The sequence below is a fragment of the Pleomorphomonas sp. NRK KF1 genome (genome assembly GCF_023721755.1).
In the GTDB taxonomy this organism is placed as follows: Bacteria; Pseudomonadota; Alphaproteobacteria; order Rhizobiales; family Pleomorphomonadaceae; genus Pleomorphomonas.
This window is the reverse complement of record NZ_JAMDLH010000007.1, coordinates 262,496-284,506: the sequence shown is the minus strand read 5'-3', so window position 1 is coordinate 284,506 and position 22,011 is coordinate 262,496. Positions and strand designations below refer to the sequence as shown.

The following is a 22,011-nucleotide window of genomic DNA, read 5'->3' as shown; positions in this document are numbered from 1 at the left end:
CGGAGACGCCTTTCAATGTCTTTCCTTGCCCAGTCGCTTGCCCGCGTGAAGCCCTCCGCCACCATCGCCGTCACCAACAAGGCGCGTGAGCTCAAGGCTGCCGGCCGTGACGTCATCGGTCTCGGCGCCGGTGAGCCGGACTTCGACACACCGGACAACATCAAGGAAGCCGCCATCAAGGCGATCCGCGACGGCAAGACGAAATACACGGCGGTCGACGGCATTCCAGAGCTGAAGACGGCCATCGTCGACAAGTTCAAGCGCGAGAACGGCCTCGTCTACAAGCCGGCCGAGATTACCGTCGGCACCGGCGGCAAGCAGGTGCTCTACAACGCGCTGATGGCGACGCTGAACCCCGGCGACGAGGTGCTGATCCCCGCGCCCTACTGGGTGAGCTACCCGGACATGGTGCTGCTCGCCGGCGGCACCCCGACCTTCGTCGAGGCGTCGATCGAGACCAACTTCAAGCTCACCGCCGAGGCGCTTGAGAAGGCGATCACCCCGAAGACGAAGTGGTTCATCTTCAACTCGCCGTCCAACCCGTCGGGCGCCGCCTACACCCGCGAGGAGCTGAAGGCGCTGACCGACGTGCTCGTCCGTCATCCGCAGGTCTGGATCATGACCGATGACATGTACGAGCACCTCGTCTACGACGACTTCGTGTTCACCACGCCCGCCCAGATCGAGCCGGCGCTGATGGAACGCACGCTCACCGTCAACGGCGTGTCCAAGGCCTATTGCATGACCGGCTGGCGTATCGGTTACGCCGGCGGCCCGGCCGCGCTGATCAAGGCCATCGCCACGATCCAGTCGCAGTCGACCTCCAACCCCTCGTCGATCTCGCAGTATGCGGCGCTTGAGGCCCTCACCGGCCCGCAGCACTTCATCGCCGAGAACAACAAGGTGTTCAAGGAGCGTCGCGACCTCGTGGTGTCCATGCTGAACCAGGCCACCGGCATCCACTGTCCGACACCGGAAGGCGCCTTCTACGTCTACCCGTCCTGCGCCGGCCTGATCGGCAAGAAGACGGCGGCCGGCAAGGCGATCGCCTCCGACGACGACTTCGTCACCGAACTCCTGGAGTCCGAGGGCGTCGCCGTGGTGCAGGGTTCGGCCTTCGGCCTCGGCCCCAACTTCCGCATCTCCTACGCCACCGCCACCAAGGACCTCGAGGAAGCCTGCATCCGCATCCAGCGCTTCGCCTCCTCGCTGTCGTAAGCTTCGGACGGCGGTCCGAGACCTCAATGAGCGGCCCGGCATTGCCGGGCCGTTTTCGCATCCGGACCGTGCCGGACACGCCCTGAGGCGCGCCGTCGCGCCCCGCGACAATCTCTGCTACGGTCGCCTTTCGCCGCAAGATCTCTCTTTCCCGTGACGCAGGCATGGTCTTCATCCCGCTTCCATTCGTCGTCGCCATCCTGCTCGTGGTGTTGCTGGTCGCCGTGGTGCGGCGCACCGATGGCGAACCGGCCAACCTGCCCTTTCTGATCCTCGTCCTGGCGAGCGCCGTGCAATCGACGCTGCTCGGCCTGCGTTGGGGCTACGGCGTGCGGGAGGTCACGTACCTCACCCCGATCATCGCCGCCTCGGTGCCGCCGCTGGCCTATTGCGGCGTGGCGCAGCTGGTTCGTCGCAGCCGCTTCCGCCTCTGGCAACGCATCGGCCTGCACGCCCTGCCCGCCGTGGGGGTCGCGATCCTGCTGGTTGTCAGGCGGGACGCCATCGACGCGGCGCTCATCGCGATCTTCATCGGCTATGCGACCACCATCCTGCTTCTGATGCGCCCGGGAACCGACGCCCTCCGCATCGCGCCTTTCGAAGGCGCGGTTCCGGCCTATCGCGCCATCATCTTCGCGGCGGCGGCCCTGCTGCTGTCGTCGACGATCGACATCCTCGTCATCGTCGATCTGGCGCTGAGCGGCGGGCGGCATACGCCCCAGCTGGTCAGCGTCGGCAACGTGGTGGCGCTGATCATCATCGCCATCGCCGGAGCTGCGGCCAGCCGAAGCCGAACCCCCACCGATAGCGCCGAGCCAGTCCCGGCACCGCCACCGGCCGAACAGGACAACGAGACCATCGCGCGGGTCGGGGCGCTGATGGAGGACAGGCACGTCTACCGCGACCCCGACCTCAACCTCGACAGACTGTCGCGCAAGGCCGGCATTCCGGTTCGCCAGATTTCCAGTGCGATCAACCGGGCGACGGGCAAGAACGTGTCGCAATATGTCAACGACTACCGGATCGCCGAGGCCTGCGCCCTGCTGAGCGAGACCGACAAGCCGGTGACGGCGATCATGCTCGACGTGGGCTTCCTGACCAAATCCAACTTCAACCGGGAATTCCGCCGCGTCACCGACACGACGCCGCAGGCCTGGCGGAGCAAGACGGCCAAGCCGACCTGAGCCCCCCGAGACCAGCTTACCCGCGGATAGGCGCAAGGGACTAAAACGCGTTTCAGTCCGTCCTGAAAGGCGTTCGAGGTCGAAAACGCGGCCCGGCCGGTCATGCTTGCGGCATGAACACGCTCACCGAACACGACCGCAAACTCTCGGAGACGCTGAGGTCGCTCTCCCTGGATGCTCCCGCCGCATCCACCGGCCGCCTGCCGCGGCTCGCCCTCCTGTCCGGCGTCATCCTCGCGGTCGCCGCCGGTCTTGCCATCGCCCTCTGGCCACAGGCTTCGGCCTATTGGGAGAGCCCCGCCACGACCGGTGGAAGCCAGACGCGAACGGAGCCGGCCGACGCAACGACGACGGGCGCGCCGCCACCTGTCCCCGTCCACGAAGTGACCGGCTCCGGCTACCTGATCGCACCGCACTCCACGACGGTCTTCGCCAAATACGAGGGGCGGATCACCCAGGTGGCCATCGAGATCGGCGACCGCGTGGCGGCCGGCCAGCCGCTGGTGGTCCTCGAAGACGCCGGCGCCCGGTTCTCCCTTGATGAGGCGAGGATCGGCCAGGCATCGGCCAGGCTCGCGCTCGCGGCAAGGCGCATCACCGCAGATCAGGCGCGTGCCACGCTGGAACGCAAGGAAGCGCTGGCCAACGTCCTCTCCCGCCAGGAGGTCGAGGACGCCCGAACCGCCTTGGCGCGGGCCGGCAACGACGTGGCGCAGGCCGAGCAGGACGTGGACAAGGCCAAGCTCTCCGTCGCCATCGCCCGCGAGCGGATCGATGCCCTGACGGTGCGGGCTCCGATCGCCGGCGTCGTCACGCGGCTCGGCGCCCACGTTGGCGACACGGTGCTCGCCCGCGCCGACAGCACGCTGGAAAGGCTGAGCCTTGCGACGATCGTCGACACGAACAGCATGGTGATCGAGGCCGACGTCGCCGAAGCCAACATGGCTCTCCTTCGGCCCGGTCTCCTGGGCGAAGCGGTGCTCGACGGCTTTTCCGACCGCCCCTTCGCGGTCGAAGTCCTGCGCGTCTCTCCCTCCGTCTCCCCCGAGAAGGGCACGGTCGGCCTGCGCCTCCTGCCCAAGGCGCCGCCGGAGGGCATGCGTCCCGGCATGGCCGCGCGCATCCGCCTCGCCACCACCGATCCGCAACGAGGAGCAAAGGACCGATGACCGACACGAACGACCAGCCCCCCTACATCGACCTGAAGGGCATCCGGAAGGGATATCGGATCGGCGCCGAGATGGTGTCGATCTTCTCAAGCCTCGACCTTGCCATAGCCGGCGGCGAGTTCGTCGCCATCATGGGCCCGTCCGGATCCGGCAAGTCCACGCTGCTCAACATGCTCGCCGGCATAGACGGCCCGGACGGCGGACAGTTGCGCATCGGCGGCAAGCGGCTGGACCAGATGGGCGAATCCGCCCGGTCGGCGTGGCGCGCCCACAACATGGGGATCGTCTTCCAGTTCTATAACCTGCTGCCGATGCTGACGGCGGCGGAGAACGTCGAGTTGCCTCTGCTTCTCAAGCCCCTTTCCGCCAGGGAACGGCGAATTCGGACGGAGAAGGTGCTCGACCTCGTCGGGCTGGCGGGGCGCGAAAAGCAATACCCGACCCTGATGTCCGGCGGCCAGCAGCAGCGGGTCGGCATCGCCCGCGCCATCGTCTCCGACCCCGGCCTTCTTCTCTGCGACGAGCCCACCGGCGACCTCGACCGCAAGTCGGCCGACGAGATCCTGGCCATGCTCGGCTTCCTCAACAAGGAGATGGGCAAGACGATCGTCATGGTGACGCACGATCCCCAAGCCGCCCGCCACGCCAGCCGAACCCTGCATCTCGACAAGGGTGAGTTCGTCGAGGAACGGAGCGCCGCCTGATGACCTTCTTTCGACTCGCCTGGAGAAACGCCTGGCGCAAGCCGCTTCGAACCCTGCTGCTGGTGGTCTGCGTCACCGTGGCTTTCCTGATCTACGGACTGACGGCGAGCTTTCTCGCCGGCTCGCAGGGTGCGGCCGGCGGCAGCGACGACATCCTCGGCGTGATGAGCGCCGCCGGTCGGTCTACCCCTATGCCGCAGGCCATGATGGCCCGCATCGCCAGCACCCCCGGCGTCGCGACGGTCACCTACACCACGCGCCTGCGCGGCTTCGTCGGCGTCGAGAAGAACGTGGTCAGCCTGACCGCGACCGATCCGGCAGCGCTTCTCGCCATCAACGGTCGCGAGCTCGGCCTGACGGCAGAGCTGGTGGGGTCGCTCGGCGCGGCGCGCGATCGGGTGCTGGTCGGCCGGGCGCTGGCCGACGCGCAAGGCTGGACCGTCGGCCAACACGTCGCCATCACCGCCTTCCGGATGGCCCGACAGGACGGCGGCCGCGACTGGCGTTTCGAGATCGCCGGCATCTTCGAAGGTGGAAACGCCAGCACCGACACCTACTTCATGATCGGCCGCTACGACTACATCAACACGGCGCGGGCGCGGGACAAGGACACGGTGGACGCCTTCATCCTGCGTCCGCGTGACGGCGTCTCGACCAGCGAGCTGGTCGCCCGCATCGACGCCGCGTTCGCCAACTCCGCCTCGCCGACGCGCACCCAGTCGGAAAAGCAGTTTCTCGAGGCCTTTCTCCGCCAATATGCCGACGTCGGCCTGATCATCGATCTGGTGGTCGGCGCCAGTTTCACGACGCTGCTGCTGATCGTCGTCAACACCATGGTCTTCGCCATCCGCGAGCGGACCTTCGAGATCGGCCTGTTGAAGACGCTCGGTGTCTCGCGCCGGCGCATCCTTTCGCTCGTTCTCGGCGAAACGCTGCTGATCTTCCTTGTCGGCGGCATCCTCGGCCTGGCGTTGGCAAGGCTCGGCTCGGGGATCGCCGGTCCGACGCTCGGCCTGGTGCTCTCCCTCCTCGTGCTTGCCAAGGCGCTGGCGCTGATCCTGGGCCTCGGTCTCGCCACAGGCGCATTGCCGGCAGCCAACGCGATGCGCACCCCCGTCACCGCAGCCTTCCGAACGAGGTGAACCCATGGCCTCCCTCATCAGACAAACCCTCGTCATGACCCGCGCCAACCTGCTCAGCCTGCCCCGGCGCCGTGCCATCTCCCTGTCGATGAGCCTGTCCATCGCGCTGGTCGTCATGGTGCTCGCCGGCTTCCTGTCCATGGCCAAGGGCTTCGAGCAGGCGCTGAAGGGAACCGGCTCCTCCGCCGTAGCCGTCATCCTCGGCGGCGGCACCAACCAGGAAACCGGCTCGGATATCCCGCCGGATGTCGTCCGCTCCATCGCGGCCAAGCGAAGCGATCTCGGCTTGGTTCGCAACGCGGCGGGCGAACTGGTCGCATCGCGGGAAATCGTCGTCCCGGTCGATGTCCGCCACCCCGGAGACAACCTCGGGCAAACCATGGCGCTGCGCGGGATGGACCTCTCCGGCCTTTCGCTGCGCGACGGGGTCACGCTCTCGGCCGGCCGGCCGTTTGCAAGGGGCAGTCGGGAAATCCTCGTTGGCGACCGTCTGGCGCACGACGTTCCCGGCTTCGGCGTCGGCGACACAGTGCGTCTCGGCGCGGTGGACTGGACGGTGAGCGGACATTTCTCCGCTGGCGGCAGCGCCTTCGAATCCGAGCTGTGGGCCGACCTCGATGCCGTCCGCGCCGGCTTCGACCGGCAGGGCGAGGTGCAGACGCTGCGTCTGCGCCTCGAAAGCCCCGCTTCCATCGCGACGTTGAGAGACGCCCTGTCGGACGTCACGGAGACCCCGCTCGTCATCACGTCGGAAACCGATCTCTACGCCGGCCAGTCGGGCCGCACCTCCGACCTCATCCGCCTGTTCGGCTGGCCTCTGGCGCTGCTGATGGCGGTGGGCGCCGGCGCCGGGGCTCTCAACACGATGATGAGTTCGGTCGCCGACCGTGCCAGCGAGATCGCCGTCGTCCGGACGCTGGGGTTCGGCCGCATGGCAGCCTTCGCCTCGACCTGGATCGAGGCGGTGCTGCTGTCGCTGGCCGGAGCCGCCATCGGCGTCGCCGCGTCCTGGGCCCTTTTCAACGGCTGGCAGGCGAGCACCGTCGGCGTCAACAACACCCGCATGATGTTCCAGCTCGCCGTCACCGGCGACGTGATGACGATGGCCGCCCTTCTCGGTCTGGCGATCGGTGCGATCGGCGGCGCTCTTCCGGCCATCGCCGCCACCCGGCGGCGCTGATCGGGGCGTCGCAACCAAGGACCTTCGCACGACGCGGAGGCAGTACGGGGATCGGACGTCGGCTCCGGTCCCTTTTCATTTTGAGCGTCGAACAAAGCGCTGCTCCACCAGTTCCCGCCCCCATTGCGCGCCGACCTTCTCCTCGACGAGCACGAAACCGCGCGACTCGTAGAAATGGCGGGCGGCGTCGAGGCCGGCGAAGGTCGCAAGGTGCGTCTCGGCAAAGCCGTGCCCGTCGACAAAGGCCAGCGCCGCGTCCAGCAGCCGCTTTCCCGCCCCGCCACCGCGCAGACCGTCGGCGACGATGAACCAGCGCAGGTGGGCGACGTCCTCACCCATGTCCTCGCCGTCGACCGCCACCGAGCCGACGATCATCCCGTCCCGCCGTGCCGTCCAGATCCCGTTGCGCGGATTGTCCGGACGCAGGCAGAAGTCGGCGAGCCCGCCGGCCACCAAAGCTTCGAAGCGCCGGCCCAGACCGTGTTCCCGGGCGTAGTAGCGCATGTGCATGTCGGTGACGCGGGCGACGAGACCCGGATGATAGCCGGCGACGATCTCGATCGCCGAAACGCCATCGCCATCCGCTCGCCTTTCCAGGGCCTTGCTGTAGAGCCGCAGCCCGTCGAGCACGATTCGATCCTCGCCCGCCCCGAGACGCTCCAGGGCGCCCGCGACCTGCCGGCGGGCAAAGGCGTGGATGGCCGCCACGCGCGCGCGCCCTTCGCTGGTGAGCGACAGCAGCTTGATGCGGCCGTCGGTGGCGTCGGGCGTCTCGCTCACGTCACCCGAGGCGACCAGCTTGCGCAGCATGCGGCTGACGCTGGATTTTTCGAGGCGCAGGCGACCGCCGAGGTCGCGCGCCGTGAGACCGCCCTTCTCGATCTCGATCAGCGCATGGACGGCCGACGGCGACAGATCGGTGCCGGCGAAGGCGCCGCCCATGAACCCCCAGTCGCGAACCAGGGCACGCGACAGGGCGCGAATGTCCTCGATGACGGCAAGGTCGATATGCATGGCAAGCTCCGACGATATAGTTGTATCGTACAACCATATCGTCGCAGAATGCAATGGTCGCTCTTGCGCCCCGGGCGATCGGGCAAGCGGACGGCAGCGCCCCTCGGCCCCGAAAAGATGCCGAAAAAGCGACCCTTCGGATTTACGGATCGTTAACCAGACGACGCGGTCTTTACCATGCAAGTCATTGAAAGAAATCGGAATTCCAAAACGCTCAATCTTCTCCACCGGCGCTCCACCGCCCAAGTGTTAACCCCGCCACGAAATCGCCACGACATCTCCCGTCACCCACCTCAATCCCGGCTTCGGCGCGACCCATTCGCAAGGCATCAATTGCCCATCGGAAGACACCGACCGAAGGCCCGGTTCGGTGACGAAGCGATAAAGCGGCAAGGACGAGAAAGATGATGGACAGGATCGACGACACCCCCTTCAATGCAAACATCGGCCCCCACGAGCTGTCCGTCGGCGCGGGCGCGTCCATCGTCGTCGCCGTCGCCGCCTCGCTGATTTTGGCGGTCACGCTGCTGTTCGCCAGCCTCAGCCCGGTACGGGCGGCCGAGACCGTACCGGCCATCGCGACGCTGGATACGGAGACCGGCGCCATCCGCCCGGCCGGCGATCCCGTTCCCTTCGTCAAGGCGTTGCCGCGCGACATGAGCTATTCCATCACGCCGACGCCGGCCCCCAACCGGTCGAACAGCCTTGCCATGATCGTCGTCATGGCCGTTGTCGCCGGCTGGCTCGCGGTTTCGGCCGACCTCTGGCGCGCCCTGTTCAATCGGGTTAAAAGCTGGGATCGCTCGCACTCGTGACCCCGGTATCCAATGTCCCCTTTGCGTTTCCTCGGTTTGGTGCTCGCGGCCCTGTTCGGAGCATTCCTGCTCCTGGTGCTGGCCTTCTATACCTACGGCCGGGAAGCGAGCTGGGACGCGGTGTTCGGCGCGGCCGATCTCGGCCCTTATGATTTCGCGGTGCCCTCGCGCACCGGCAAGCTCAACGACACGCTCGCCTGCCCGGCCGACGACTGCAAGAAGGGCATCCCCGACATCGAGACGCGCCGCTACAACCTGCCGCCGGCCGTGCTGTTCGCGGTGGCCGAAAAGGCGATCAAACGCCTGCCGGGCAAGGTTCGGATGGTGGGCGCCAATCCGGTCAACACCCGCTTCCGGGTGATCGTCTATTCCCCCCTGCTGCGCATGCCCTCGACGCTGTCGGTGATGGTGACGCCGGCCCGCGGCGGCGGCTCGTTCCTCTATGTCTATTCGCGCAGCCAGATCGGCTATTACGACCTGGGGCGCAACATGACCAACATCGTGTCGCTGCTGTCCGGCATCGACGCCGAGCTCGCCGCAGCCCAGCCAACGGCCCCTGCCGCCGCCCAGCCCTCTCCCGCGCAGTGACGGGGACCGCCCCCGGCTTTGCCGAAAGCGGTCCCCGATCGATCGACGCCAGCGTCTATTCCTCTTCCGGCACCAGATCCATGATCTTCATGTCGGGCTGGCCTGCGCACTCGTCGGCGATCTTTTTCACGTTGGCGATCAGCTGATCCAGGTCGATCACCGTGTTGCCGCTCTGGTGGCTGAGATAGCCGTCGATCCAGACCACCGTCGGCAGGATGCCTTCCTCGTCGGCCAGGAACTGCTGACAGGTGAGGTCGGCCATGTCGACCTTCTCGCCGGCAACCGCCAGCGTCGGCAGCGCGGTGACCAGCGCGCCGGCAACAAATGCAAACTTCATGATGTTTCCCTTCCGGATGGACCGGCCGCCGCGGATTCTCATGCCCCCGGCCACCGGCAAATCCTTCATAACATGAAATAATCGGCTTCGTGAATTCCCCTACTGCGGGCTGCGCTACGCCGCGTTCACGCGCCCGCACACGCTTTTGCGATCAATTGTCAAATCGCCTGCCCGCAAGTGTCATCCGGCGCCCATTTGCGCGTGATCGAAAGCGACCTAAATCACGGTCATCGGCAGCGAGCACAGACCTCCAGTGACCTCCCCCGCTGCCACACCATGAAACAAATCAGTACGTTACGTCTTTAGGAGTTTTGAAAATGAAGACCTCCCTCCTCGCCTCCCTCGCCCTGGCCGCCGCCCTTCTCCCCTCGGTCGCCAGCGCCGCCTCCCTCGTCCAGTTCGACCCCGCCGCCCGTGACAACGACCCGCAGTTCGTCGCCGTCGTCCACACTGACGGCGTCAACGCCGCCGCTGCCAAGGCCGACGCCGCTCGCTACGCCGCCGCCGAGCAGAGCGTGAAGTCGGGCGCCGTCATCGGCACCCATGGATCGGAAGGCTACGGCGTCGTGACGACCTTCGACCCGGCCGCCCGTGACAACGACCCGCAGTTCGTCAGCGCCGTGGTCGTCAAGGGCTCGACCAACGCCGCTGCCGCCAAGGCCGACGCCGCCCGCTATGCGGCGGCCGAGCAGAGCCTGAAGTCCGGCGCCGTCGTCGGCACCCACGGTTCGCAGGGCTACAGCGTCGTGACGACCTTCGATCCGGCCGCCCGCGACAACGAGCCGCAGTTCAAGAACACGATCGTTCTGACCAAGTAAGGCCGAGCGTTCCAGGATCAAACGAAGACGGCTTCCCGAAAGGGGGGCCGTTTTTTTGTTGCCGGAAGCCGGATACGACAAAGCGCCCGAACCGGTCAGGTATCGAGCGCTCGACGTCGTATCGAAGTGTCGGCTTGTTGCCGTCCAGTCCTCAGAGGCCGAGGCCCCGGTTCGGCGCGCGGCGGCTGAGGTTGCGCTCGCGGGCTTCGAGGTCGTAGCGGTCGCCGGCTTCGTTCAGGTAGGCGAGGTCGAGCTCGGCCTGGGAGGGAACGCGGAGGGCCTTGGCAGCACGCTTGAGGGTGGCGAACATTTCTTCTTTCCTTCTTTCCTGACCGGAGGTTTCCGGCCTCTTTCTCTCATCTCTTTGACGCCCTCAATATAGACCCGTCAGCCGCCCTGACCTAATCGCAACTTCTGAAAGCCGCTTTCAGATTTCCTATAGGTAAAAATCCGTTCTCAGCCGAGAAGGGCTTGGGTGAGCCGCTCTCCGAGTTGTTCCACGTGGGCGATGTCGGCAAGGTAGAGCGCGGCTTCGCCGGCTTCCACGTCCTCGACGAAGGTCTCGTCGCCCGCCTCGGCCCGTCCCCGCATGAAGGCGACCAGCGTCCGCAGGCGCTCGACAATCATGCCCGGCAGCTGCCACCGCTCGTCCGCCGTCGCGCCGTAGGCGTCGCAGAAGATCCGCGCCCGCGACAGCTGCATCTCCTGATCGAACACGCCGCCCTGATGGCCGGGCGAGAACAGCGGCGCCCATCGGTAGACCGCATAGGCGAGATCCCACAGGGCCGGCGCAGGATGGATGGTGTCGAAGTCGATGAGGCCGACGGCCACCCCACCCTTGCCGGCGACGTTGTAGGGCGCGAAGTCGCCGTGGCAGACGACCTCGCGTGGCTCTCTCGGCTCCAGCATCCAGACCTGCGCCTGGCGGTCGCGCTCCAGGAAGCCCCGGGAGGCCGCATGGAAAGCACGCAGCAGCCCGGCGGCCGACCGAAGCATCCGCTCGGAGCCGACGAGCGGATCGCGGAGGTCCTCGGAGACGCGCCCCTCGACGAAGCTCACCACCTCCTGCCCCGCCTCGGTGATACCGATGGGAACGGGAGCGCCGGTAAATCCGGCCGTGCGGATGTGGGCGAGGAAGCGATGCACCGTCGGCGTCCACGGGCCGGCCGGCCGCGTCACGCTATCGCCGTCGCGCCAGATCTTCCCCTCGCGTCCGCCTTCGAGCGCCTGCACGCAAACCTCCCCAAACCGCCCGCGGCGAAACTGCCTTCCGCCGCCCCGCCGTTGTTTGGTTCAAGTCGACCGGCGACGCAAGACCGCTCGGCCGCTGGCCACCCCGAGAGTCAGCGCGTGGCAAGCCGATAGACGGATACGTGCGAGCCGGACTCGGCGGTGAAGGGCGTTCCCGTCCAGTCCGCCGACCGCTCTTCGAGATCGAAGCCGGCCAGCTCGGCCATCAGATCCAGCTCGGACGGCCAGATGTAGCGGTGGGCAGACCGCAGCAGGTTCGCCTGACGGTCGTCGCCGAAGCGGAAATGGTGCGACACGACGCGCTGGTTGAGCACGTCGTAGGTGTCGAGGCCGATGTAGCCGGGCTCGTCGGCGAAGACGACGGCGGTCTGGCCGGGCGGCAGTTTGCGCAGGTCGGGAACGCCAAGTTCCACCACGAAGCGCCCGCCGGCCTCCAGGTGCCGCGCCGCGTTGCGGAAGCAGGCGACCTGTTCCTTCTGGGTCAGGAGGTTGGTTATGGTGTTGTAGACGAGGTAGACGAGGCTGAACCGGCCCGGCGCCAAGACCGTGGCCATGTCTCCGACGATCACCGGGATCGCCGCCTCGTCGGCCTTGGCGCGCAGCTCGTCGATCATCGCCGTCGACAGCTCGATGCCCGTGACGGAGACGCCTCTTTCACGGAGCGGGACGGCAACCCGCCCGGTTCCGATGGCGAACTCCAGCACCCGGCCGCCACCGGCCAGCGCGGCCAGCCGATCGACGGTTTGCCTGAGGAGTTCGGGCGCGAACATGCCTGTGTCCGGCGTGTCGTAGGACCTCGCGGTCTCGCGGTCCCAAGGATCGGAAGGGATCATGCTTGCGTCTCCGGGACGGTCGGCCCGCCATGGCGCCTCGGCTTCGGGCTCAGTATAGAATGACTTATTGCTCAAATGACTGGCACGTTCAGCCACGGGAAAGCAAATGTCATCTGTTGCCTGATGTGTTACAGTCTGCCTCGGCAGAAACCTAAAAGGTCATCGAGTCCCTTGCAACGTTCTATCCTGTCATATATACGGAGAGCATATGCCTGACGCGCCTCGAACGCGCGAAGGGATTCAGGCGTTTTGCCGTTGCATTTGTTTTGAAACTTTTTCGTTCGTTTTATCGGCGACAGAACCACGGGATGGGTTTTCATCATGACCGTCAAGTCCGTCATTCGACAGCGCGTTTTCAAGTCGTAGAAAAAGCGACGCCCACCCGGACGCGACGGGCTCGATCACGCCCCAGGCTTCCGGAACAGATCCGGCAAGATGTGAAAACAGGTTTCGCGCGCGGAGTGGCGTGACCGCAAGTAGCGGGCACATATCGGCCGGGCACCTTCCGAAAGACCGACGAAAAGCGCGGTCTATCGGACTTTCAGAAGTTGATACTGAGAAGCATTACTCAAGAAAAATAGTTCCAAATACCGAATTCCCTTTCATCGTCTTTGTTTCATAGAACTATATTGAGGACGTCATGCATCCGAAAATAAAGGAGAGGCGTGGGGCCATACTGTCCAGGCAGCTCGCCCAGGTGGACCGAGACATCAAGGCCGCATGTCTCTCTCTTGCCCACCGGGTTCGGCTCGCCGGCTCGATATGTCTCGGCGAGCAGGAAGCGAGCCTTCTCGAGAGGCAGTTTCGAGCCAGCGTGGACCACGTCGTCCGGATTCCGGCCGCCTCGGAAGATGGCCGGATCGTCCGTCGAGAGCTGATCGGCAAACTGATCGAGCTGGAAGACCACCTCTCGGCCGTGTTCCAGGCCCCTTGGGCCAGTGCGGCAATGGCCTCCCGGCGCGGCGAACTCGACCGGTTCAGGCATGACTTGGACCGTATCCATGACCGCGAGTACAGATAAATCGATCCGGTTTTGTTGTTTTTATCTCTAGCCTTAAGGTAGATCGTGAAATGGCGCATTGCCCGTACTGCCTAAGCCCCGTTTCGAAGAAGGACGTCGTCTGCCCCGCCTGCGGCGCCGAGAAGGGTTACCTGTATTTCAACCGGAGATCCCGGGGCCTCGTCTTCCTGTTCGCTTTCGGTCTTCTGATCCCGCTGGCCGTCGTGCTGCCATTCCTGTTCTACTTCCAGGGCATGGGCCTGCCCTTCTGGCTGGCGGCCACCGTTGCCCTGGGGCTGGCCATCTTCACCATCCAGCGGCTGGTGGTCGGGCCAACCTGGTACCGCTGACCGGCGCATGAAAAACCCCGCCGCGCACAGGCGCAGCGGGGTTCTTGTCGTTCTAGAGCAGTTCCAGCAAAAGTGGGTACCGGTTTTGCGTCCGGAACTGCGTCTTAACAAAGAGATAGAGTTTTTCCGGCGAACCCAAGTTCACCGGAAAAACTCTAACGGATCGATTACTCGGCGGCAACCTTCTTGGGCTGCACTTCGTCGAGATAGGCGTGCATCAACAGCTCGCTGATCTTCGCCGGCTTGAAGCGATACTCGCCGATCTCGGAGATCGGGGTCACCTCGGCGGCCGTACCGACCAGGAAGGCCTCGGTGAAGGTCGAGAGCTCTTCGGGCAGGATGTGCTTGCGATTGACCCTGATGCCGTGGCGGGCGGCGATCGCCTCCACCGACTGGCGGGTGATGCTGTCGAGGAAGCAGTCCGGATCCGGCGTGTAGAGCTCGCCGTCGCGGACGAAGACGATGTTGGCGCCGGTCGATTCCGCCACATAGCCCCGATAGTCGAGCATCAGCGCATCGGTATAGCCCTCGGCCTCCGCCGCGTGCTTGGAGATGGTGCAGATCATGTAGAGACCGGCGGCCTTCGACTTGCACGGGATGGTCATCGGGTCCGGACGGCGATAGGGCGCCCAGGTCAGGCGGATGCCCTTCAGCTTCTCGGCCGGGCTGAAGTAGCTCGGCCACTCCCAGACGGCGATGGCCATGTGGATGGTATTGTTGGGGGCGGCGACGCCCATGGCTTCCGAACCGCGCCAGGCGATCGGCCGGACATAGGCGTCGACGAGACCCGAACGGGCGAGCGCCTCGTTGGTCGCCGCCTCGATCTCCTCAAGGCTGTAGGGCAGCTTGAAACCGAGGATCTCGGCCGACTCGATCAGGCGCTGGCTGTGCTCCCGGAGCTTGTAGACCTCGCCGCCATAAGCGCGCTCGCCCTCGAAGACGGCGCTGCCATAGTGAAGCGCGTGGGTCAGAATGTGCACCTTGGCGTCCTTCCAGTCGACGAACTTGCCGTCGTACCAGATCACACCGTCGCGGCTGTCAAAGGGGACACTGGCCATCTTGAACTCCCAGACCTTTTCTTTTGTCTTTGCCCGACAGGCGGGCGACCTCTTGCACGGGACACGTTTTGCCTCGGCGTCGACAAGCGGCTATGCTCGCGGATCAGTGGATCCCTTGTGTGCCGGATGTCCCTTGCGACCGCGTCGTGCGAACGATCGTTTCGTCGTGACGGGTATTCTAGTAACAAATGAATCGAAGTATGTCAACATGACTGCCATAAATTTTCCCTCCGACGCCATTCGTCCGTCCGAAAAGCCCGAAGCGGAACACCCCGGCGGCAGCGGCGGAGAGCTCGACCTTGAGCTGATCGAGCTTTTGTTCTTTGCCTATCGCGACTTCGTCGGCGAGGCCGACCACATCCTGGAATCGATCGGCTACGGCCGCGCCCATCATCGCGTGGTCTATTTCGTGATGCGCAACCCCGGCCTGCGCGTCTCCGACCTCCTGGATATCCTGCAGATCACCAAGCAGAGCCTCGGTCGCGTGCTGAAGCAGCTCGTCGACGACGGCTACATCGAGCAGCGCCCCGGCCCGGTCGACCGGCGCGAGCGGCTTCTCTATGCCTCCGAGAAGGGCGAGCAACTGGCAAACGATCTCTCGGCCCGCCAGCATGTCCGCATCGTCAAGGCGCTGGCCACGCTGCCGCCGGGCTCGCGCGCCACCGTGCGCGACTTCCTGAGCAACATGATCGATGCCCGCGCGCCCGGCGCGCCGGCCGGCAGCGAAGGCTGAACCATGGTCTCCATCGCCCCCGCCGACAGCGCCAGCCATGTTCTCGTCGTCGATGACGACAGCCGCATCCGCCAGTTGCTCGCCAAGTATCTCGGCGGCCACGGCTATCGCGTCACCGCTGCCGCCGACGCCGCCGAGGCCCGGCGCAAGATCTCCGCCATCGAGTTCGACATCCTGGTGGTCGACGTGATGATGCCGGGGGAAGACGGCCTCAGCCTCACCCAGTCGCTGAGATCGGAGCAGGACGTGCCGATCCTGCTGCTCACCGCAAAATCCGATGGCTCCGACCGCATTCGCGGCCTCGAAGCCGGCGCCGACGACTACCTCACCAAGCCGTTCGAGCCGCGCGAGCTCCTGTTGCGCCTCAACAACATCCTGAAACGCCGGCCGCTCCCCGAGGCGCCGCTCACGCGCGAGGAGATCCGCTTCGGCCGCTTCGTCTTCAACGCCAAGCGCGAGGAACTCTGCGACGGCGAGATGCCGGTACGCCTCACCGACCGCGAGCGTCAGTTGCTCGGCCAGTTCGCCGCCAGTCCGGACGGCACGCTGTCGCGCGAGGCGCTGAGCGGCGAAGCCGGAGAGGTGGGAGAACGGACCATCGACGTGCAGATCAATCGCCTGCGCCGCAAGATCGAGACCGACCCCGGCAACCCCATGTTCCTGCAGACCGTGCGCGGCGTCGGCTATCGCCTGCGCTTCGAGTGAGCGAGATGTCGCAAACGCCAGAACCGACCGAGCCCCGTGGCCGAGTCGCCGCCGGTCTCGACCGGATCGACGACGGCATCCGCCACGTCCGCAACTTCATCGCCCGCAACAGCCCCACGGTGCTGCGGCGGGCCTGGATCGGCACCGGCCATGCCATCAACCGGGCGCTGCCCAAGGGCCTTCTCGGCCGGTCGCTCCTGATCGTCGTCGTGCCGATGCTGATCCTGCTCGGCGTGCTGACCGGCGTGTTCATGGATCGCCACTGGATGCTGGTCACCCAGCGTCTGTCGGACGCCGTCGCCGCCTCCATCCTCGGCCTCGCCAACATCGCCGACAACACCGCCATCCCCGATGAAGTCAGGATCGACACCGTCGCCACCACCGGCCAGGCCATGGGGCTGACCGCCGAGGTGCTTCCGCCCAGCGAGATCGGCCGGACCCGGCGGGCCTCGGCCGACATCGTCCACACCATGCTGGCCGGCGCGCTCCAGAAGCGGCCGCTGTCCATGCCGTTCTCGATCCACGACCTGCCCGACGGCAAACGCATCGAGGTGCGGATGATCGTCCATGCCGGCGTGCTGCGCGTGGATTTTCCGCGCAGCCTCGCCTATGCCGCCAACTGGCACTTCTTCCTGGTGTGGATGGTCAGCACGGCCCTGTTCCTGGTGCTGGTGTCGCTGATCTTCCTGCGCAACCAGATCAAGCCGATCGAACGGCTGGCCGCCGCCGCCGAGGCCTTCGGCCGAGGGCGCCCCGTGGAGGGCTTCGCGCCGACCGGCGCCCGCGAGGTGCGGCAGGCTGCGCACGCCTTCATCGGCATGCGCCGGCGCATCGAGCGCCAGATCGAACAGCGCACCACCATGCTGGCCGGCGTCGGCCACGACCTCAAGACCATCCTCACCCGCTTCCGCCTCGGCCTCGCGCTGCTGCCCGAAGGCGAGGAGACCGCCGACCTCCGCGCCGACGTCGCCGAGATGGAGGCAATGCTGGAAGCCTACGTCGACTTCGCCAGGGGCGACGCCGACGAGGCGCCGCAACCGCTCGACGTCGAGGCGACGCTTGCCGACTGCCTGCGCCAGATGGCCGAGCCGGTGGGACGGGAGGCCCACTTCGCCTTCACCGGCGACGGCCACTTGACGCTGCGCCCCACCGCCTTCCGCAGGCTGATCGCCAACCTCGTCGGCAACGCCGTCCGCTACGGTCGCGCGGCGGTGTGGGTGACCGGCGAGCGGCGCGAGGGCTGGCTGTCGATATCCATCGAGGACGACGGCCCCGGCATTCCCGAGGACGAAATGGAAGCGGTGTTCCGCCCCTTCTATCGGCTCGACGCCGCGCGCAACCAGGATGTCCCCGGTACCGGCTTGGGCCTTGCCATCGCCCGCGACGTCGCCCGCAGCCACGGCGGCGACATCGAACTCGGCCAAAGCCCGCACGGCGGCCTCAAGGCAACCATCCGCCTGCCGGCGTAAGGAGGGCCTGGAGCGGTCACTCGGGCGGCCGAATGCCCGCCGCCCTCAGGGCTTCGAACTCGGACAGCGGCATGGCGCGCCCGAACAGGAAACCCTGGGCGTAATTGCAGCCGCACGCCTTCAGGAACTCCAACTGCTCCCGCGTTTCGACCCCCTCGGCGATGCACTCCTTGGACATGGCGAGGATCATCTGGATCAGAGCCACGATCATCGCGTCGCCGCTTTCGCTGTGACCGATGTCGCGGATAAACGAGCGGTCGATCTTCACGACGTCGATCGGCATCCGCTTGAGATAGCTGATCGACGAGAAGCCGGTTCCGAAGTCGTCGATCGCCACGCCGCAGCCAAGGCGACGAAACATGCCCAAGGTTTCCACATAGTCGGCATAATCGGAGAACTTCACGCTCTCGGTGATCTCCAGCTTCACCAACCCCTGGGCCGTGAGCGGACTGTCTTGCAGCAAGGACCGCAGCTCTTCGATGTGTTCGTGCGAGACGAATTCCACCGCTGACATGTTGAAGGCGAGACTGAGGCCGGGCTGAACCCTGGAATACGCCTCCCATGCGTCAAGCCCGTTCTTGAAGACCCACTTGCTGATCTGAAGTATGGAGCCGTTCTGCTCGGCGATCGGAATGAAGGTATCCGGAGCAATCATGCCATGCGCCGGATGCCGCCACCTCAGCAAGGCTTCGGCGCCGACGATGTCCAGATCGGAGATCCGAATGATCGGCTGATAATGCAGCTGCATGTGGCCGGCCTGTACGGCCGCCGTCATCTCGCTGCTGATCCAAAGCCTGCGGTTCGCCTCGTCCTGCATCTCTTGGGTGAAGAAGCAGTAGGTGTTGCGGCCGTGTCTCTTGGCCTCATACATGGCCCCGTCGGCGTTCTTCAACAACTTGCCTGGGGTGTCGCCGTCCATCGGATAAACGGTGATGCCGATGCTCGCCGACGTCTGCACGGTGTGACCCGCCGCGGAAAGCGGCAGGTTGACCGTCTGGAGAATGCCCCGGACGATGGGCAGGATATCGTCGATGCCGGTGAGATTGTTCAGGAGAACGATGAACTCGTCACCGCCGAGCCGCCCCACCGTGTCGGTGTCGCGCAAGTTCTGAGCGATCCTGCTGCCCGTCTCGATCAGAACCGCGTCTCCGACGGTATGCCCCAGCGCGTCGTTGATATCCTTGAAATGATCGAGGTCTATGAACAGCACGGCGAACAGGCGACCGTTGTGGCGGTTCGACACCAGCATCTGCTGCAATCGATCCGACGTCAGGCTGCGGTTCGGCAACTTGGTCAGGGCGTCGAAGTTGGCCTGGCGCTGGATCGTGCTCAGCGCCTTCTTCTCCTCGGTCAGGTCACTGAAGACGGCGACGTAACGAACGATCTTCCCTTCCGCCGACCGGACTGCGCAAATGGAGAGCCACTCCGGGAACGTCTCTCCGCTCTTGCGGCGATTGGTGATTTCGCCTTTCCACACCCCGGTGCCGTGAATGGCCTCCCACATGGCCCGGTAGAACTCGGGCGGATGCTCTCCGGCCGACAGCATGCTTGGATTGCATCCGACGACCTCTGCCTCCGTGTAGCCCGTTATGCGCGTGAAAGCGGGATTGACCGACAGGATCCGATTGTCGGCGTCGGTTACGATGGTGCCCTCGAAAGCGTGCTCGAACACCGATGCCGAAAGCAGAATCTTTTCTTCCGCTTCCTTTCGTTCGGTGATGTCGTGAATGCAGATCACAACGCTCTGGGCTTTCGTTCCTCGATAGGAGTCGAGATAAGGAACAAGGCGGAACAGGTAGACGCTGCGATTCTCGTGGCGGAATTCGAACTCTTCGATCCGGCGCTTGCCTAGAACGCGCTGGATCCTGGGCAGCAGCTCGGCGACCGGAACCCCGGTCAACGCCAGCGTGAAGTTGGGCGGGCTGTCGATGGGCAGCCTGAAGAAAACCTGAGCGATGGCGTTGTAACGCACAATCTGCAACTGCTGATCGACGACGAGAATGCCATGGTCAAGACTGTCGAGGACATTGGCGAGATCGCTGCACGCCTCGCTCAGCTCGCCGGTCCTTGAGGCAAGCTCGTCATTGACCGTCGTCAGCTCTTCGTTGGACGCCTGAAGCTCCTCGTTGGCCGTCTCCAGTTCTTCATTTGAGGCCTGCAGTTCCTCATTGGCCGATTGAGCCTCCTCGTTGGTCGCCTGCAGCTCCTCGTTGGCGGTCTCCAGCTCCTCGATCACCGTCTGAAGATACTCGCGATTGAGAACCAACTCGTGCTCGAGCTGCCGGACCCGCTCGGCTACCTCCAGGTCGACAGCAGCCAGATCCTGAGCGACCGGCGGCCGGCTCTCGACCTTCTCGAAACTGACCAGAAGCAGGGCCTCATCCTCGGCGACACTCTCGCCGCAGTAGTGTACCGCGAGCCGCATGAACTCCGACTTGCCGTCGATCATCACCTCGAAAACGCCGGAGACCATGGTTTGCTTGTCGCGCGACACCCGATAAGCAAATGCGCGCAGTTCCGGCCTCGCCGACGGCAGGATCAGCGAGAAGGCGTTGAAATCGGCCTTGCCCACGCGAACGGCGAGAAAGGCCGAGCAATCTCCGAATATCTCGACGATCTCGCCGGCCGTGGTCATCAGGATGCTCGGCGGCGCATAGATGTCGAACAGCCGGTTGCGTCCCACCGCGGCGCTGTTGAGGTGCTCGACGTCCTTGTCGGCCAGTGGGAACGCATCGCTCTGCATGCTCCCGGCGCCCCGCGTTCGCGAGAAGCCGGCAATGATCGGTGTGGCGATGGCCCGCTTCAGGTAGACCTTGCCCCTTCGATCCAGCTCGATGAACAGACCGCCGAGGCGGGCCACCGACTCCGACTTGCCGAGGAACAGCAACCCATTGTCCCGCAGCGAGTAATGAAACAGTTTGAGGACGCGGTCTTGCAGGTCATGCTTGAAATAGATCAGCAGGTTGCGGCAGCTGATCATGTCGAGGCGCAGGAACGGTGGATCCTGTACCAGGTCCTGACGGGCAAAAAGCACGCTGTCTCGCAGCCACTTGTGAACGACATACATGCCGTCGCGTTCGCTGAAATAACGGCTGATCCTGTCCGCGTCGATGTCGGCCAGCGCCGCTTCCGGATAGACGCCGGCACGGGCCACGGCCACCGCGTCGTTGTTGATGTCGGTGGCAAAAATCTGGATGCGATATCTGTCTCGCGCCTCGCCCAGCTCCTCGTCGAGGATGATGGCGATGGAGTAGACTTCCTCGCCGGTGGCGCAGCCCGGAATCCATATGCGGATCTCGTCGCCCGGCCGCTTCTTCTTCAACAGGTCGCGGAGAAACTTCCGGACCATTTCGAAAGCGTCCGGATCGCGGAAGAAGGACGTCACGCAGATCAGGAAGTTGCCGGCAAGGATCTCCAGCTCGTCGCGCTGGCTGGTGACATGCTTGCCATAGGCCTCCAGCGTCGGAATCTGAAGTGCCGCCATCCGACGCATGATCTGCCGCGAGATGGTCGCATCCTTGTAGTTGGCGAAATCCATACCCGTCTGCGAGGCGATCTGCTGGATGATTCCCTGGACGGTTGGCGGCGGCGGATCGAGTTCCTCGTCGTCGGTCGACAGGCGCTGATGCGGCCACTGCACCAGCGAAGGCAGCTTGTTGGCGGCATCCTTGGGCGACAAAACCAGATCGGCCCCACCGACTCGAATGGCGGCGCGCGGCATCGAGTCATACTTGGCTGTCTTGGGATCCTGGGCAATGGAGATGCCACCGGCCGCCTTGATCGCCTTGAGGCCATGGGCGCCATCCGAGCCCGTTCCCGACAACACGATGCCGATGGCATGATCGCGCCGGTCTTCGGCGAGGCTCATGAAAAAGCGGTCGACCGACGGCTTGGGGCCGATCGTGTTCGTCGGCCGGCTGACGCGGAAGCGCCCCTTGACGACGGTGATGTCGGCGTTCGGCGGGGCAACGTAAATGGTGTCAGGCCGGGGAATCTGATTGTTGGTCGCCTCAAGAACGACAAGAGCGGTTTCCCGCGCCAGCAAATCGACCATCAGGCTCTTGTGATCGGGCGACATGTGCTGGGCGACGACATAGGTCATGTCGGCCTGTTGCGGCAGGTTGGCGACAAACGGCCGAAGCGCCTCCAGGCCACCGGCCGATGCCCCGATACCAACATAATAAAGGTTGTCGTTGACGGCCCCAGTCAACTTTGTCTGCTTGCCGGCGACAGCGTCCGAGGAAGGCCCGGAATCGTCGGACTCCTCTCTCTCTGCCCCCAGTTCCTCAATTTCGTCGTCAGCCATTCGTGGATCCACCAAACCCGCAAGCCTAACTGAACAAGTATATATTCCTTTACGGCACAGCTTTTCGCAACCGAGTGGTTCCCCTCCCCACACAACAATTTTCCGAATGATTTGGTATGCCTGACGCTATATTGAGC

The 22,011-nt window shown here is 65.0% G+C and carries 22 protein-coding genes; 14 read left to right on the top strand and 8 right to left on the bottom strand.

All coding sequences use genetic code 11. The annotated features are described in order from the left end of the window. Positions 1-15: 15 nt before the first annotated feature. From M4J39_RS18175 to M4J39_RS18150, 6 genes are all read left to right on the top strand, one after another. Positions 16-1,218: a pyridoxal phosphate-dependent aminotransferase gene (locus M4J39_RS18175; protein WP_251729876.1), complete on the top strand. Its 1,203-nt coding sequence runs from the start codon at positions 16-18 to the stop codon at positions 1,216-1,218. 164 nt (positions 1,219-1,382) lie between these two features. Further along, positions 1,383-2,402, top strand: a complete 1,020-nt coding sequence (locus M4J39_RS18170) for an AraC family transcriptional regulator (RefSeq protein WP_251729875.1) — start codon at positions 1,383-1,385, stop codon at positions 2,400-2,402. Between the two features lie 113 nt (positions 2,403-2,515). Further along, the gene (locus tag M4J39_RS18165; RefSeq protein ID WP_251729873.1) at positions 2,516-3,571 is read left to right on the top strand and encodes an efflux RND transporter periplasmic adaptor subunit; all 1,056 of its coding nucleotides are present in this window, start codon (positions 2,516-2,518) and stop codon (positions 3,569-3,571) included. Continuing rightward, entirely contained in the window at positions 3,568-4,275 is a 708-nt protein-coding gene (locus M4J39_RS18160; RefSeq protein WP_251729871.1) for an ABC transporter ATP-binding protein, read from the top strand. The genes M4J39_RS18165 and M4J39_RS18160 overlap by 4 nt, the downstream gene beginning before the upstream one ends. Continuing rightward, positions 4,275-5,417 carry an ABC transporter permease gene (locus tag M4J39_RS18155; protein WP_251729869.1) on the top strand — a complete coding sequence of 381 codons (1,143 nt, stop codon included), beginning with the start codon at positions 4,275-4,277 and terminating at the stop codon, positions 5,415-5,417. Before M4J39_RS18160 ends, M4J39_RS18155 begins: the two co-directional genes overlap by 1 nt. Positions 5,418-5,421: 4 nt before the next feature. Next, the gene (locus M4J39_RS18150; RefSeq protein WP_251729867.1) at positions 5,422-6,597 is read left to right on the top strand and encodes an ABC transporter permease; all 1,176 of its coding nucleotides are present in this window, start codon (positions 5,422-5,424) and stop codon (positions 6,595-6,597) included. A gap of 75 nt (positions 6,598-6,672) precedes the next feature. Here the strand turns inward: M4J39_RS18150 and M4J39_RS18145 are convergent, their stop codons facing one another. Then, a complete protein-coding gene (locus M4J39_RS18145) occupies positions 6,673-7,611 on the bottom strand; it encodes a helix-turn-helix domain-containing GNAT family N-acetyltransferase (protein WP_251729865.1) in 939 nt (312 codons plus the stop codon). Positions 7,612-8,015: 404 nt separating this feature from the next. Between M4J39_RS18145 and M4J39_RS18140 the strand changes: the two genes are divergently transcribed. Together M4J39_RS18140 and M4J39_RS18135 are read left to right on the top strand one after the other, a co-directional pair. After that, positions 8,016-8,426 carry a hypothetical protein gene (locus M4J39_RS18140; RefSeq protein WP_251729860.1) on the top strand — a complete coding sequence of 137 codons (411 nt, stop codon included), beginning with the start codon at positions 8,016-8,018 and terminating at the stop codon, positions 8,424-8,426. Between the two features lie 12 nt (positions 8,427-8,438). Next, entirely contained in the window at positions 8,439-9,014 is a 576-nt protein-coding gene (locus M4J39_RS18135; protein ID WP_251729858.1) for a DUF1499 domain-containing protein, read from the top strand. Between the two features lie 55 nt (positions 9,015-9,069). On the opposite strand, the gene M4J39_RS18130 is transcribed toward M4J39_RS18135, so the two are convergent. Then, positions 9,070-9,351: an HdeA/HdeB family chaperone gene (locus tag M4J39_RS18130; RefSeq protein ID WP_251729856.1), complete on the bottom strand. Its 282-nt coding sequence runs from the start codon at positions 9,349-9,351 to the stop codon at positions 9,070-9,072. Between the two features lie 317 nt (positions 9,352-9,668). On the opposite strand from M4J39_RS18130, the gene M4J39_RS18125 reads away from it, so the two are divergent. Beyond that, complete coding sequence (locus M4J39_RS18125) at positions 9,669-10,169, top strand: hypothetical protein (protein ID WP_251729854.1); 501 nt, start codon at positions 9,669-9,671, stop codon at positions 10,167-10,169. Between the two features lie 151 nt (positions 10,170-10,320). Here the strand turns inward: M4J39_RS18125 and M4J39_RS18120 are convergent, their stop codons facing one another. The 4 genes from M4J39_RS18120 to M4J39_RS18105 all read right to left on the bottom strand — a co-directional run bounded on the left by M4J39_RS18120 (position 10,321) and on the right by M4J39_RS18105 (position 12,658). Continuing rightward, a complete protein-coding gene (locus tag M4J39_RS18120) occupies positions 10,321-10,479 on the bottom strand; it encodes a DUF3563 domain-containing protein (protein WP_251729853.1) in 159 nt (52 codons plus the stop codon). A gap of 146 nt (positions 10,480-10,625) precedes the next feature. After that, entirely contained in the window at positions 10,626-11,402 is a 777-nt protein-coding gene (locus tag M4J39_RS18115; protein ID WP_251729851.1) for a phosphotransferase, read from the bottom strand. Between the two features lie 110 nt (positions 11,403-11,512). Continuing rightward, positions 11,513-12,253, bottom strand: a complete 741-nt coding sequence (locus M4J39_RS18110) for a bifunctional 2-polyprenyl-6-hydroxyphenol methylase/3-demethylubiquinol 3-O-methyltransferase UbiG (RefSeq protein ID WP_251729850.1) — start codon at positions 12,251-12,253, stop codon at positions 11,513-11,515. Between the two features lie 240 nt (positions 12,254-12,493). Continuing rightward, entirely contained in the window at positions 12,494-12,658 is a 165-nt protein-coding gene (locus tag M4J39_RS18105) for a hypothetical protein (RefSeq protein WP_251729848.1), read from the bottom strand. A gap of 409 nt (positions 12,659-13,067) precedes the next feature. Between M4J39_RS18105 and M4J39_RS18100 the strand changes: the two genes are divergently transcribed. Both M4J39_RS18100 and M4J39_RS18095 read left to right on the top strand, forming a co-directional pair. After that, positions 13,068-13,274 carry a hypothetical protein gene (locus M4J39_RS18100; protein WP_251729845.1) on the top strand — a complete coding sequence of 69 codons (207 nt, stop codon included), beginning with the start codon at positions 13,068-13,070 and terminating at the stop codon, positions 13,272-13,274. Positions 13,275-13,324: 50 nt separating this feature from the next. Then, positions 13,325-13,603 carry a zinc ribbon domain-containing protein gene (locus tag M4J39_RS18095; protein WP_251729843.1) on the top strand — a complete coding sequence of 93 codons (279 nt, stop codon included), beginning with the start codon at positions 13,325-13,327 and terminating at the stop codon, positions 13,601-13,603. 167 nt (positions 13,604-13,770) lie between these two features. Here the strand turns inward: M4J39_RS18095 and M4J39_RS18090 are convergent, their stop codons facing one another. After that, positions 13,771-14,661, bottom strand: a complete 891-nt coding sequence (locus tag M4J39_RS18090) for a branched-chain amino acid aminotransferase (protein WP_251729842.1) — start codon at positions 14,659-14,661, stop codon at positions 13,771-13,773. 208 nt (positions 14,662-14,869) lie between these two features. Between M4J39_RS18090 and M4J39_RS18085 the strand changes: the two genes are divergently transcribed. Genes M4J39_RS18085 through M4J39_RS18075 form a run of 3 tightly spaced genes read left to right on the top strand, consistent with a single transcriptional unit; the run spans position 14,870 to position 17,568 of the window. Continuing rightward, the gene (locus tag M4J39_RS18085) at positions 14,870-15,394 is read left to right on the top strand and encodes a MarR family winged helix-turn-helix transcriptional regulator (protein ID WP_251729841.1); all 525 of its coding nucleotides are present in this window, start codon (positions 14,870-14,872) and stop codon (positions 15,392-15,394) included. Positions 15,395-15,397: 3 nt separating this feature from the next. Continuing rightward, complete coding sequence (locus M4J39_RS18080) at positions 15,398-16,099, top strand: response regulator (protein WP_251729839.1); 702 nt, start codon at positions 15,398-15,400, stop codon at positions 16,097-16,099. A 5-nt stretch (positions 16,100-16,104) separates the two neighbouring features. Next, positions 16,105-17,568, top strand: coding sequence for an ATP-binding protein (locus M4J39_RS18075; protein WP_251729838.1), 1,464 nt, complete (start codon positions 16,105-16,107; stop codon positions 17,566-17,568). Positions 17,569-17,584: 16 nt separating this feature from the next. On the opposite strand, the gene M4J39_RS18070 is transcribed toward M4J39_RS18075, so the two are convergent. Beyond that, positions 17,585-21,874 carry an EAL domain-containing protein gene (locus M4J39_RS18070; protein WP_251729837.1) on the bottom strand — a complete coding sequence of 1,430 codons (4,290 nt, stop codon included), beginning with the start codon at positions 21,872-21,874 and terminating at the stop codon, positions 17,585-17,587. Positions 21,875-22,011 lie beyond the last annotated feature (137 nt).